This window comes from Arthrobacter sp. TJ-240 (genome assembly GCF_058269195.1).
In genome coordinates, this window is the sequence record NZ_JBZCNG010000003.1 from 373682 (window position 1) to 386624 (window position 12943).

Sequence of the window (12943 nt, forward strand, 5' to 3'; positions counted from 1 at the left end):
CCGCGGGTCGCGGGTCGCGCCTGAGGCGGCAGGGCTGCATGGGCCCGGCGGAAAGCAGATCCGCGCCGACGGCACCCGCACGCCGTGAGAGAATGACCGCATGGTGCGCGGTGACGGACAACTCTCCCACGATCTTCTCCCCGGCGAAAAAGGACCACAGGACGCTTGCGGCGTCTTCGGTGTCTGGGCCCCCGGTGAGGAGGTGGCGAAGCTCGCCTACTACGGCCTCTACGCGCTGCAGCACCGCGGCCAGGAATCGGCGGGGATCGCCACGAGCGACGGTCGCCGGATCAATGTCTACAAGGACATGGGCCTCGTGTCCCAGGTCTTCGACGAGTCCACGCTGAACACGCTGACCGGACACATCGCCGTCGGCCACTGCCGCTACTCCACCACCGGCTCGTCGCACTGGGCCAACGCGCAGCCCACGCTCGGTGCCACCGCCGCCGGCACCGTCGCCCTGGCCCACAACGGCAACCTCACCAATTCGGCCGAGCTCTACCAGATGGTCCTCGCCCGCCAGGGCAAGCCCCGTGCCGGTGAGATGGCGCAGGGCAACACCACCGACACGGCCCTCGTCACCGCGCTCCTGGACGGCGACGACGACCGCTCCCTCGAGCAGACCGCCCTCGAGCTGCTGCCGAGCATCCGCGGCGCGTTCTGCTTCGTCTTCATGGACGAGGGGACCCTGTACGCGGCGCGTGACGCCTACGGCGTCCGCCCCCTCGTCCTCGGCCGCCTCGAGCGCGGGTGGGTGGTCGCCTCCGAGCAGGCGGCACTGGCCACCGTGGGCGCGAGCTTCATCCGCGAGATCGAGCCCGGCGAGTTCATCGCCATCGACGAGGACGGCGTGCGCAGCAGCCGCTTCGCCTCCCCGACCGCCGCCGGCTGCGTCTTCGAGTACGTCTACCTGGCCCGGCCCGACGCCGCGATCGCCGGCCGCTCGGTCTACGAGTCCCGCGTCGAGATGGGCCGGCAGCTGGCCCGCGAGAACTCCGCCGTCGCGGACATCGTGATCCCGGTCCCCGAGTCCGGCACCCCGGCAGCCGTCGGCTTCGCCGAGGAGTCAGGCATCCCCTTCGCCCACGGCTTCGTGAAGAACGCCTACGTGGGCCGCACGTTCATCCAGCCCAGCCAGACGCTCCGCCAGCTCGGCATCCGCCTGAAGCTCAACGCCCTCGAGTCCGTCATCCGCGGCAAACGCATCATCGTGGTGGACGACTCCATCGTCCGCGGCAACACGCAGCGCGCCGTCGTCCGCATGCTGCGGGAAGCGGGGGCTGCGGAGGTCCACGTCAAGATCTCCTCGCCGCCCGTCCGCTGGCCGTGCTTCTACGGCATCGACTTCGCGTCCCGCGCCGAGCTGATCGCCAACGGTGCGGCTATCGACGAGATCAGCGCGTCCATCGGCGCCGACAGCCTCGCGTACATCTCGGAGGACGGCATGATCGACGCCACGCAGCAGCCGCGCGAGCGCCTGTGCACGGCGTGCTTCACCGGCACCTACCCCATCCCGCTGCCCGACGACGACCGACTGGGCAAGAACCTGCTCGAGCGGCTCGACCCCGCCGACAAGGCCGGAGCCACGGGATGCGACCCCGGGCCGGACGCCGAGTTCGAAGCCGTCCTGACCGACGAAGACAAGAAAGAGCGGGTATGAGCGTGTCCGGACCCATCACGTATGCCAGCGCAGGAGTGGACGTCGAGGCAGGTGACCGCGCCGTCGAGCTCATGAAGGACGCCGTCCGTGCCACCCACGGCGAGCAGGTCGTCGGCGGGGTGGGCGGTTTCGCCGGGCTCTTCGACGTCTCCCGCCTCCTCACCTACACGCGGCCGCTCCTCGCGACGTCCACCGACGGCGTGGGCACCAAGGTCGCCATCGCCCAGGCCATGGACATCCACGACACCATCGGTATCGACCTCGTGGGGATGGTGGTCGACGACATCGTGGTGGTCGGTGCGGAGCCGCTGTTCATGACGGACTACATCGCCTGCGGCAAGGTGGTCCCCGAGCGCATCGCGGACATCGTCCGCGGCATCGCGGCCGGCTGCTCGATCGCGGGCACCGCCCTCGTGGGCGGGGAGACCGCGGAGCACCCCGGCCTGCTCGGTGAGCACGAGTACGATGTCGCGGGCGCCGCGACCGGCGTGGTCGAGGCGGACCGCGTGCTCGGGCCGGAGCGTGTCCGCGAGGGCGACGTCGTCATAGCCATGGCGTCCTCGGGCCTCCACTCCAACGGCTACTCCCTGGTGCGCCGGGTCATCAACCAGGCCGGGTGGGCGCTCGACCGGCAGGTCTCCGAGCTGGGGAGGACTCTCGGCGAGGAACTCCTCGAGCCCACGCGCGTCTACGCCGCCGACTGCCTCGCGCTCGCCCGCAACGATGCGGCGCAGGTGCACGGCTTCAGCCACGTCACCGGCGGCGGCCTTGCGGCGAACCTGGCCCGCGTGCTGCCCCGCGGACTCGAGGCCACGGTGGACCGGTCCACCTGGGAGCTCCCGCCCATCTTCACGCTCGTGTCCCAGCTCGGCAGCGTGCCGCTGCCGGACCTGGAGCGCACGCTCAACCTCGGGGTGGGCATGGTCGCGGTCGTCGGTGCGTCCGGCGCCGATGCGGCCCTCGCCCAGCTGAACGCCGCCGGCGTGCCGTCCTGGGTCATGGGCGGCGTCCGCTCCGCGAGCGGCGGCAGCACCGACGGCCCGGACTACGTGCAGGGCGCCAAGGGCGTCGACGGCGGATCGGTGCGGCTGGTCGGCGCCTACGCCTGACCGGCACCTTCACTGACCGCCCCCCGGTCAGCCGGGCCGACAGCACGACGAAGCCCCTGCCTTCGGAGGAGGACAGGGGCTTCGTCGCGCAGGCGGGACCGGTCAGGGCTTCCCGGGCTGCTTGCGGGTCACGACGACGTCGAACGAGCTGGTGCGGGTGTTGCCCGCCTCGTCCGTGGCGGTGCACGTGACCGTCGTGACGCCGATGACGAAGCGTGAGCCCGACACGGGATCGCAGGTCGGTGTCACCGCGCTGTCGAGGGTGTCGATGGCCGACGGCAGGGTGTACTTCACCTTCGCGCCGCTGGCTCCGCTGGAGACGGCGGCGACGTCCGACTGGTCGGCGATCCGCGGCGGCAGCACATCGGCGGGCCGGGCGGGCAGCCTGGCCGGATCCACGATCCCCCAGTAGGCCGGCGTGACCTGCAGGTCGTCGTCGAAGGGCAGCGGCTGCTCCCAGGGACGGGCCATGGGCCAGGTCCGCAGCCAGGTGCGGGCGTTGCTGATCCCCCAGAAGGTCACCGAGTCCACGGACGCGTTGTGCTCTCGCAGCATCGCGAAGAGGTCGCGGTAGTAGTAGCCGACCTCCGCCGCCGCGTCCGCGTCGTCCTCGAAGGCGGGGCTGTAGGGGTCCACGGGAGCGCCGCTGACATCGGCGCCCTGGTTCTCCGTGGAGGCGTTGACGTCGAGTTCCGTGATGGCCTGCAGGAGAGCGGGGTCCACTGCCTCGACGGCCCTGATGGAGTCCTCGAGCCACTGCACCGGCCGGGCGACGTCCACGTGGGCCTGGTGCCCCACGCCGTCGATCGGCACTCCCCTGGCCTTGAGCGCGCGGATCAGGTCGAGGTAGTCGGCCCGCTTCTCCGGCATCTCCGTGTTGTAGTCGTTGATGAACAGTGCTGCGTCGGGGAAGTAGCGGTCCGCCAGGCGGAAGGCCTCGTCCACGAAGCCCTCGCCGAGGACCTGGAACCAGCGGCTGTCGCGCATGTCGTGCGGGTTCGCCGTGTCGCCGTCCGCGATGACCTCGTTCACCACGTCCCAGGCCCAGACGGGGCTGTCGCCGTCCGGGTAGCGGGCGTCGATGTGGTCCGCGATGCCCTTGATGTGCGCTTCCATGCGTGCCTTCAGGAGCGCCTGGTCGGCCGGACTGTTGGTGAGGTCGCGGGCGCCGTCCTTGAAGAACCACGCCGGGGTCTGCGAGTGCCAGGCGAGGACGTGTCCGTAGACCTCGGTGCCGTTGGCGTCCGCGAAGTCCAGGAGCTGGTCCAGCTGGGTGAAGGCGAACTGCCCCTCGACCGGCTGGACGCTCTCCGGCTTGCCCGCGTTCTCGGGGGTGAAGGCGTTGAAGTGCTTCCGCACGAGGTCCGCGGCCGTTCCCACGGTCTCCCGGGCATCGATCGCCACGCCGACGTGCTCGATCCCGTCCGCGCCGAGCACGTCCTTCAGCCCGGGGACGTCGGTCTGGATGGGCTTCCCGGTGACCGGGGCGAGGCTGAAGTCGTCCAGCAGGAAGTCCACTCCCACCGGGCCCTCGACGTAGACCTGCGCCTTGTCCGCGGCAGCACCGAGCGTGTAGGTGCCCTTCAGCCGGACCCAGCCGTCGGCGGTGACGGAGGCACCGGCGCCGGCAACCCCGTCGTATGCGCTTCCACCGCCGTTGTCACGCTGCACGGACACCTTGAGCGACGCCGGCGCCTGGCCCGGAGCGAGCTTCGCCCACACCGATACCTGCACGGCGGTGCCGACGGGCAGGCCCGCCGTGACGTCGAGGGCCGCGCCGTGCCAGGGCTGGGTGCGGTTCGTGACGAGCAGGCTGCCGGTGCCGGTGCGGGCGTCGCTGCTCGTGGCGACGGAGATGCCGTCGCCCCGTGCCGTCCAGCCGTCGGTGCCGGTCTCGAAGCCGGAGGTGACCTCCACGGGTGCAGCCACGACGCCGCCCTGCGGCAGCGTGAAGGTCCAGCCCTCGGCGAGCTTCTCGCTCACCACCGTCGTGACGGCCCGGACCGTGTTCGAGCGGTCGCCGCCGCCGTCGTGGGCGAGGACCACCGCGCCGGGGGCGAAGGCCGCACGGAGGTTGGCGGTCAGGTTCGCCTCGCTGAGGTCGTTGCCGTCCCAGTCGAAGATGACGTTGCCGAGGCCCAGCGGCTGCATGCCGAGCGCGGCGGCCACCTCGCCCGTGGCGCCCCAGCTGCCGTTCGGTGCGCGGAAGTACGGCACCTGGAGTGCGGGATCGCCTGCGGCCGCACGGATGATGCGCAGGTTCTCCTTCAGGTCGTTCTCGACCTGCGCCTGGGTCCACGAGCCCATGTCCGCGTAGGACGTGCCGTGGTTGCACAGCGTGTGCCCCTCGGCGACGATGCGCCGCAGGAGGTCGGCGCCGCCGTCCGCCTGGACGTTCTGCCCGATGATGCAGAAGGTCGCGGTGATGTCCTTGTCACGCAGGAGGTCGAGGACCGCGGCGGTCTCGCCCGGGTTGGGGCCGTCATCGAAGGTGAGGGCGACGGCGTCCCCGGTGCCGCGCGCCGTGGCGAGGGGCGTGGTGGTGGGGCTGGCCGCCCCGCCGGGGATGAACGCCGGGTCCGGCGTGGGCTGCCAGGTCCCACCGCCGGGACCGGCTGTACCGGTGATCACGACGTCGTCCACGAGGTAGTCGTAGGGTGCGCCGAGGTCTCCGGTCCCGAGGTAGGCGCGCAGGGTGGCCGGGTCCGCACCGGCGGGGGCGTTGAACGTCCCGCTCACCGTGGTCCACGCGTCGGCCGACACCGTGGTGTTGCCCACCCAGCTGTAGGCGGGTTCGACGACGAAGCGAGCCGACGTCGTCGTCCCGGCGGGGGCGGAGAGCTTTACCTGCGCGGAGAAGGAGTAGGTTCCACCGGCCTGCAGGAGATCGGCCGGCGTCTTCACGCCGTCGTAGTCGTTGGTCCTGCCCGTGACCAGCAGCGCCTTGTCACCGTCGGCCTCGACGACCGACAGCGCGGCTCCGCCGTTCGGGACCAGCGGCCCGAACGCGCCGTCCTCGAAATCCTCGCTGAGGAGCACGGCGGGCTCCTCGGCGCCCGCCGCGGGCAGCGCCAGGGCGCCCGCCCCGGCGACCAGGCCGAAGGCCGTGGCTCCTGCGATCAGACAACGTCGTCTCATGGTTCTCCTTGATGTCTCGCCCGGATCCCGGGGAAGGGCACGGGCGACGGCCGCGGACATTCCGCGGCCGTCGGTGGGTGCTGCTGTGCGTGGTGCTGTGGGTGCTGCTGTGCCTGCTGTGGAGCGGCCGGGCCGGCCGGTGACGAAGAGGTGCCCGCGGATCAGCGGTGGCCGCGCCCGGGCGTGGCCTGCTCGAGGGTGTCCTGCAGCGCGTAGTAGGCGGGCTTGCGGGTGAAGTCGTCCCACATGACGGTCGCCTCCCCCTCCCCCGTGAAGAACACCGGCACCCACGAGTACTTGTCGGTGAAGCCCCAGATGGTGAAGGAGTTGCACTCCTCGACGAGGACGCAGGCCTCGAGGGCCCGCTGGTAGTAGCTCGACTGCTTCTCCAGCTGCGCGGCGGTGGGCTCGGTCCCCGCGGCCACGTCCATCCGGACATCGATCTCGGTGATCGCCGTCTCGAGCCCGAGGTCGTCGAAGCGCTGGAGGTTGGCCTGGAGATCACCCGGGAACCCGTAGCGCGTGCTCAGGTGCCCCTGGATGGCGAAGCCGTCCACGGGGACCCCCTGGGCCTGCAGCCGGGGGATGAGCTCCAGGTAGGCGTTGCTCTTGGCGTTGATGCCCTCCACCCCGTAGTCGTTGAAGAAGAGCTTCGCCCTGGGATCCGCCTCGTGCGCCCAGCGGAACGCGTCGGCGATGATCTCCGGGCCGAGTTCGCGGATCCAGATGTTGTCCGTGGTGCGCAGCGTGCCGTTGTCGTTGAAGATCTCGTTGGCGACGTCCCACTGCTGGATCTTGCCCGCGTACCGGCCCACGACCGTCTGGATGTGCTCCTTGAGGATGGCGCGCAGTTCGTCCTTCGAGAAGTCGCCCTCCTCGAGCCAGGCCGGGTTCTGGCTGTGCCAGAACAGGGTGTGGCCGCGGACCACCTGCTTGTTCTCCTGTGCGAACTCGACGATGGCGTCCATCTCGGCGAACCGGTAGACGCCCTGCTCCGGGTGGACGAACTCCCACTTGAGCTGGTTCTCCGGCGAGACGGAGCTGAACTCGGCTGCGAGCCGCTCCCGGTACTCCTGGTCGAAGGTGAACGGGTCGGGGTAGGGCTGCGTCTCGTGGTGCCCGCCCCCGGCGACGGCCGTGCCGATCTCGAGGTCGCGCGGGGCCACCCAGCGGAGGGTGTCCTTCTTGTCGCTCGCCTTCTCGATGCCCGGAGCCCGGGTGGGCTGGGCTGCGTGGGCGGGGACCGCCACCGGCAGGATGACGGCGGACGCGAGGACTGCGGCGGCGAGGGTTGAACGGATCTGCATGAGCTCTCCTTTGAGGTACCTGCAATGCGGTGACCGATGCTTCGGTCGGAAGTTTTCCGGAAGTTTCCGGAAATACCGTTGCTGTAGGTTAGGAACATCGCATCCCGGAGGTCAAGGGGGCGTTTCGATTTCGCTCCGGGGATGCAGGACTGCAGCGTCGGTGCCCCGAGGAGGACGACGTGCAGGACAATGCGCAGGGCAACACCCGGCCGGCCGTGACGATCTCCGCCGTCGCCTCCGCGGCCGGCGTCTCGGTCCCCACGGTGTCGCGCGTCCTCAACGGCAGGTCCGACGTCGCACCCGCCACGCGCGAGCGGGTCGAGGCACTGCTGCGCGAGTACGGCTATCGGCGCCGTGGCGCGGTGGCCCCCGCGCCGTCGGGACTCGTGGACCTCGTCTTCAACGACCTCGACAGCCCCTGGGCGGTCGAGATCATCCGCGGCGTCGAGGAGGCGCTCAACGGGGAGGGCCTGTCGGTGGTCGTGTCCGCCATCCATCGCCGCGGCGGCACCGATTCGACCCGCAAGTGGCTGGACACGCTCGCCGACAGGGCGAGCGACGGCGCCATCCTCGTCACCACCGATCTCGATTCCTTCCTGCACGCGGAACTCCAGCGCCTCAACCTGCCCGTGATCGTCATCGATCCTGCGGGAGTCCCGGACCTCGAGGTTCCCACCATCGGCGCCACGAACTGGACGGGCGCCGTGACGGCGACCGAGCACCTCGTCGAGCAGAACCATCGGCGCATCGGCTTCGTCGCCGGACGGCCGGGCCTCTGGTGCAGCCGTGCCCGCCTCGACGGCTACCGGGCAGGGCTCGACGCCGCCGGCCTCCCCTTCGACCCCGCACTCGTGGTCCCCGGCGATTTCGACTATGCCTCGGGCTTCGCCGCCGGGGTGGAGCTGCTCGCCCGGGAGGACCGCCCGAGCGCGATCTTCGCGGCGAGCGACCAGATGGCTCTCGGCGTGTACGAGGCAGCGCGCCAGCAGGGCCTCCGCATCCCCGATGACCTCAGCGTGATCGGCTTCGACGACCTGCCCGAGGCGTCCTGGGCATCCCCGCCCCTGACCACGGTGCGCCAGCCCCTGTCCGAGATGGGGATGCTCGCAGCCCGTACTCTCGTGCGGCTCATGCGCGGCGAGCCGGTCGAGAGTCCACGCATCGAGCTCTCCACGAAGCTCATCCCCCGCGCGAGCGTCCGCGCTCTCGCCTCCTGACCGGACTGTGGTGCACCCCTCGCGCCGGGAACGCAAACAGGTGCCGCCCCCTTGACTCTGCGCGCAAACCTAATATGTTTGTAACGGCAACATATTGGTCACACACCCCCTGGAGCACTCAATGACGATCGAGCCCACCCGCGATGACAAATTCTCCTTCGGACTCTGGACGGTGGGCTGGGAAGCCCAGGACCAGTTCGGTTCCGCGACCCGCGCACCCCTCGACGTGGTCGAGGCCGTCAACCGCCTGAGCGATCTCGGCGCCTACGGCCTCACCTTCCACGACAACGACCTCTTCCCCTTCGGCTGCTCGGCCGCCGACCGCCAGCGCGAGATCGACCGGCTCACCGGCGCCCTGAAGTCCACCGGCCTGGTGGTACCCATGGTCACCACCAACCTGTTCAGCCATCCCGTGTTCAAGGACGGCGGGTTCACGAGCAACGACCGCGGCGTGCGCCGGTTCGCCCTCCGCAAGGTCCTGGAGAACATCGACCTCGCCGCCGAGCTCGGAGCGCAGACGTTCGTCATGTGGGGCGGGCGTGAAGGCAGCGAGTACGACGCCGCCAAGGACATCCGCGGTGCGCTCGAGCGCTACCGCGAGGCCGTCAACCTGCTCGGCGACTACGTCACCGACAAGGGCTACGACATCCGGTTCGCGATCGAGCCCAAGCCCAACGAACCACGCGGCGACATCCTCCTGCCGACGCTCGGGCACGCCCTAGCCTTCATCGAGACCCTCGAGCGTCCCGAGCTGGTCGGCATCAACCCGGAGACGGGGCACGAGCAGATGGCCGGGCTGAACTTCACGCACGGCATCGCGCAGGCCCTCTACCAGGGCAAGCTGTTCCACATCGATCTCAACGGCCAGCGCAGCATCAAGTTCGACCAGGACCTCGTGTTCGGGCACGGTGACCTCCAGAACGCCTTCTCCCTCGTGGACCTGCTGGAGAACGGCGGCCCCAACGGCGGACCGGCCTACGACGGCCCCCGCCACTTCGACTACAAGCCGAGCCGCACCGAGGACATGGACGGCGTGTGGGACTCCGCATCGGCCAACATGCAGACCTACCTCCTGCTCAAGGAGCGTGCCGCCGCATTCCGCGCGGACCCCGAGGTCCAGGCGGCGCTCCAGGCGTCACGTGTGTCCGAGATCAACGAGCCCACGCTCAACAAGGGCGAGGGTTACGAGGCCCTGCGCGCGGACCGCTCCTCCTACGAGGACTTCGACACCGAGGCGTACTTCAACGGCAAGGGCTTCGGCTTCGTGAAGCTGCAGCAGCTCTTCATCGAGCACCTGCTCGGGGCCCGCTGACCCATGGCCCTGGTCACGGGCGTCGACTCATCGACGCAGAGCTGCAAGGTCGTCATCGTCGACACCCTGACCGGCGCCGAGGTACGCAGCGGCCGCGCCTCCCACCCGGAGGGCACGGAGGTGGACCCGGAGGCCTGGTGGCGGGCATTGCTCGACGCCATCCGCGCCGCTGACGGACTCGGGGACGACGTCGACGCCCTCGCCGTCGCGGGCCAGCAGCACGGCATGGTGCTGCTGGGCCGCGACGGCCGCGTGCTCCGGGATGCGCTGCTGTGGAACGACACGCGGTCGGCAGGGGCGGCACGGGATCTGATCGCCGAGTTCGGCATCGACGCCCTCGTGGCACGGACAGGATCGGCGCCCGTGGCGTCCTTCACCGGCACGAAGGTGAGGTGGGTGCGCGACGCCGAGCCCGACGTCGTCCCGGCCGTCGCCGCCGTCGCACTCCCGCACGACTGGCTGACCTGGCGCCTGCGCGGCTTCGGTCCGGAGGGTGGATCACCCCTCGGGCCGGTCCTCGAGGAACTGGTCACCGACCGATCGGATGCGAGCGGTACGGGCTACTGGAGCCCTGCGGCGGACGGGTACGACCTCGACCTGTTCGAGCGGATGCTCGGCCGCCCTGCCCATGAGGCGCGGGGCGCCGATGCCGAAGCCGACGCCGCCGGAGCTGATGCGGAGTCCGTGGTCCTCCCCCGCGTGCTCTCCGCGGACGCCGTCGCCGGGACCGTGCACGCCTCCTTCCTCCCTTCCGGGGACCGCCGCATCGTCCTCGGTGCCGGCGCCGGGGACAATGCGGGAGCGGCCCTGGGCCTCGGAGCCGAGGAGGGCGACGTGGTCGTGTCCCTGGGCACCAGCGGCACGGTCTTCGCCGTGGCCGCCGACGCGGTCGCGGATACGTCCGGCGCCGTGGCAGGGTTCGCCGATGCGAGCGGGCTGTTCCTCCCCCTCGTGGCGACCCTGAACGCAGCCCGTGTCCTCTCATCCGTGGCAGGCATGCTGGGCGTCGACCACGAGGGCTTCGCCGAGCTGGCCCGGGCGGCCGAGCCGGGTTCCGGCGGCGTCGTCCTCGTCCCGTACTTCGAGGGAGAGCGCACCCCCAACCTGCCGACGGCGAAGGCGAGCTTCCACAACCTCAGCATCGCCTCGGGCACGCGGGAGAACCTCGCGCGGGCGGCGATCGAGGGCATGCTCTGCGGGCTCGCCGACGCCCTGGACGCGGTACGCGCGACCGGGACCCTCCCGCGGCACCTGCTGCTCATCGGTGGTGCCGCGCAGAACCCCGCGGTGCAGGCGGTCGCGGCGCAGGTGTTCGACCTGCCCGTGCGCATCCCGGCGCCCGGCGAATATGTGGCGCGGGGCGGCGCCGTGCAGGCCGCCTGGGCCCTGACCGGGTCGAGGCCCCGCTGGGTCGTGGGTACGGTGGAGGACCGTGCCGCCGACCACCGTCCCGTCATCCGCCGGCAGTACAGGACGGCGATCGGATCCCTGCGGTTCCAGGGCCCCGACGCCGACCGGACGGCGTCCGAGGCCTGACCGACCCTCCGCGGTGACGTGCGGACCCGCGGGCCACGCCGTAACGGCGGGGCCCGGGGTGCAGGCGTCACCGCGGTGCTGTCGGCCACTCCACGCGGTGGGGGTCAGGGCTGTGTGATGACAACCTTGCCACTGCCTTTCTCGGCCAGGGTGTGCGCCTCGACGATGTCGGCCACGGAGAGCTCGTGGTCGACGCGGGGCAGGTACAGCCCCTCCTGCCCGAGCGCGGCGGCATACCGCAGGAGGGCCGGGTCGTTGCGGGCGTCGACCTTCCTGACGCCGAGGCGCGCAGCCCCCTGATCGTCGATGACGGTGACGACCCGGGACGTGTCACCGACGATGTCCACCAGGTCCGGCAGCGAGTCCGACGGGGCCGAGTGCAGGGCAGCGTCCACGCCACCGGGCGCGAGCGCCTGTACGCGCCCGGCCAGTCCCGGACCGTAGGTCGTGGCGAGGACTCCGAGGGACTCCAGGTACGGGTGGTTGCCCTCGCGTCCCGTACCGATGACCGTGGCGCCGGCGGCGAGCGCGAAGGCCGCGGCGGCGCTCCCGACGGCCCCTGAAGCACCCTCGACGAGCAACGTCCTGCCCTTCAGGTCCCCGAACGCTTCGATGACGGCCGCAGCGGTGGCGGAGGCGAGCCCGGCAGCGGCGGCCTGTGCCGTCGTCCACCCCCGGGGCACAGGGCTCCACGCGGTGAGCACCGCGAATTCTGCCGTGGTGTCACTGATCCCGCCCAGGCCGAAGACCACGTCACCCACCTGCGTGTCCGTCACGCCCGGACCGACCTCGTCGACGACACCGACGGCGTCCCGACCGGGGATGGCGGGTAGCGGCAGCGGCAGGAACGGCGCGAGACGGCCGGCGCGCAGGAGAACGTCGATCGGGTTCACGCTCGTGGCGCGCACCCTGATCCGCACCGAACCCTTGTCGGCATGGGGTTCCGGCGCGTCCTCGATGACGAGGACGTCGGGGGCTCCGTAGGAGTGGAAGCGGGCAGCGCGCATGGTTGTTCTGCTTTCGGATGGACGAGGCGCAGCGAATACTTGCTGCGGAAAGTGACGCTAGCCTGAATTCCTTTCCGCGGCAAGGAAAGGTAATCTGTTTCCGTGCCAACAGCAGATCGCCTCTCGCCGCAGCAGGATCGGACCTGGTCATTGCTGGTGGGCATCATGATGTGGCTGCCGGCGGAACTGGATACCTACCTGGAGCGGTCCGCGGATCTCAGCCATGCCGAGTACGGGGTACTGCGCTGTCTGTCGCTCAGCGAGGTCCGCGAGGTCCACATGAGCCGCCTTGCTGCCACCGCCAGCGTGACTCCCTCGCACCTGTCGCGGATCGTCGGCCGGCTGGAGAAACGAAGCCTCCTGACCCGGAGCGCGGACACCACGGACGCGCGGAAGACCCTGGCGAGGCTGACGCCATCGGGGGCGCGCCTCCTGGCTGAGGTGGAGCCCGGATACGTCGCGGAAGTCCGCGCCCGGGTGTTCGGACTTCTCGGGGATCGGCAGCTCGAGCAGCTGGAGGACGTTGCCGAAGCGATCCTCACACCGCTCCGGGGAGAGTGTGTAGCCCTCCTGCCTCCACGATCGGCCCGGTAGGCTGCCGCGCACCCCGCGGCGGCCTTCGAAGGCCCTGCCCCACCGTCGTGGACGACGAGCGCG

Annotated in this window: 9 protein-coding genes; 6 read left to right on the forward strand and 3 right to left on the reverse strand. The window is 70.7% G+C overall.

Annotation, left to right across the window (positions count from 1 at the left end; genetic code table 11):
* The first annotated feature begins 100 nt into the window (after window positions 1-100).
* Together purF and purM are read left to right on the forward strand one after the other, a co-directional pair.
* Window positions 101-1660: an amidophosphoribosyltransferase gene (gene purF / locus AC4D2C_RS10020; protein ID WP_490906778.1), complete on the forward strand. Its 1560-nt coding sequence runs from the start codon at window positions 101-103 to the stop codon at window positions 1658-1660.
* On the forward strand, window positions 1657-2769 hold the full coding sequence (gene purM / locus AC4D2C_RS10025; protein ID WP_490914519.1) for a phosphoribosylformylglycinamidine cyclo-ligase: 1113 nt from the start codon (window positions 1657-1659) through the stop codon (window positions 2767-2769). Before purF ends, purM begins: the two co-directional genes overlap by 4 nt.
* Window positions 2770-2871: 102 nt before the next feature.
* Here the strand turns inward: purM and AC4D2C_RS10030 are convergent, their stop codons facing one another.
* On the reverse strand, window positions 2872-5907 hold the full coding sequence (locus tag AC4D2C_RS10030; RefSeq protein ID WP_490914521.1) for an endo-1,4-beta-xylanase: 3036 nt from the start codon (window positions 5905-5907) through the stop codon (window positions 2872-2874).
* Between the two features lie 161 nt (window positions 5908-6068).
* Complete coding sequence (locus AC4D2C_RS10035; RefSeq protein ID WP_490914523.1) at window positions 6069-7214, reverse strand: endo-1,4-beta-xylanase; 1146 nt, start codon at window positions 7212-7214, stop codon at window positions 6069-6071.
* Between the two features lie 179 nt (window positions 7215-7393).
* Between AC4D2C_RS10035 and AC4D2C_RS10040 the strand changes: the two genes are divergently transcribed.
* The 3 genes from AC4D2C_RS10040 to AC4D2C_RS10050 all read left to right on the forward strand — a co-directional run bounded on the left by AC4D2C_RS10040 (window position 7394) and on the right by AC4D2C_RS10050 (window position 11279).
* Window positions 7394-8431 carry a LacI family DNA-binding transcriptional regulator gene (locus AC4D2C_RS10040; RefSeq protein ID WP_490914525.1) on the forward strand — a complete coding sequence of 346 codons (1038 nt, stop codon included), beginning with the start codon at window positions 7394-7396 and terminating at the stop codon, window positions 8429-8431.
* A 121-nt stretch (window positions 8432-8552) separates the two neighbouring features.
* Window positions 8553-9743 (forward strand): xylose isomerase, encoded by a 1191-nt coding sequence (gene xylA, locus AC4D2C_RS10045; RefSeq protein ID WP_490914527.1) that lies wholly within the window; start codon window positions 8553-8555, stop codon window positions 9741-9743.
* Between the two features lie 3 nt (window positions 9744-9746).
* The gene (locus AC4D2C_RS10050; RefSeq protein WP_490914528.1) at window positions 9747-11279 is read left to right on the forward strand and encodes an FGGY family carbohydrate kinase; all 1533 of its coding nucleotides are present in this window, start codon (window positions 9747-9749) and stop codon (window positions 11277-11279) included.
* Between the two features lie 104 nt (window positions 11280-11383).
* Here the strand turns inward: AC4D2C_RS10050 and AC4D2C_RS10055 are convergent, their stop codons facing one another.
* Entirely contained in the window at window positions 11384-12286 is a 903-nt protein-coding gene (locus tag AC4D2C_RS10055; protein ID WP_490914529.1) for an alcohol dehydrogenase catalytic domain-containing protein, read from the reverse strand.
* A gap of 102 nt (window positions 12287-12388) precedes the next feature.
* On the opposite strand from AC4D2C_RS10055, the gene AC4D2C_RS10060 reads away from it, so the two are divergent.
* Window positions 12389-12880 carry a MarR family winged helix-turn-helix transcriptional regulator gene (locus tag AC4D2C_RS10060; RefSeq protein WP_490914530.1) on the forward strand — a complete coding sequence of 164 codons (492 nt, stop codon included), beginning with the start codon at window positions 12389-12391 and terminating at the stop codon, window positions 12878-12880.
* Window positions 12881-12943 lie beyond the last annotated feature (63 nt).

Bases quoted from the DNA above. Each gene is read 5' to 3' on its own strand.
- AC4D2C_RS10030 (WP_490914521.1), bottom strand. From the start codon at position 5,907: ATGAGACGACGTTGTCTGATCGCAGGAGCCACGGCCTTCGGCCTGGTC.
- AC4D2C_RS10035 (WP_490914523.1), bottom strand. From the start codon at position 7,214: ATGCAGATCCGTTCAACCCTCGCCGCCGCAGTCCTCGCGTCCGCCGTC.
- AC4D2C_RS10050 (WP_490914528.1), top strand. From the start codon at position 9,747: ATGGCCCTGGTCACGGGCGTCGACTCATCGACGCAGAGCTGCAAGGTC.
- purF (WP_490906778.1), top strand. From the start codon at position 101: ATGGTGCGCGGTGACGGACAACTCTCCCACGATCTTCTCCCCGGCGAA.
- AC4D2C_RS10055 (WP_490914529.1), bottom strand. From the start codon at position 12,286: ATGCGCGCTGCCCGCTTCCACTCCTACGGAGCCCCCGACGTCCTCGTC.
- xylA (WP_490914527.1), top strand. From the start codon at position 8,553: ATGACGATCGAGCCCACCCGCGATGACAAATTCTCCTTCGGACTCTGG.
- purM (WP_490914519.1), top strand. From the start codon at position 1,657: ATGAGCGTGTCCGGACCCATCACGTATGCCAGCGCAGGAGTGGACGTC.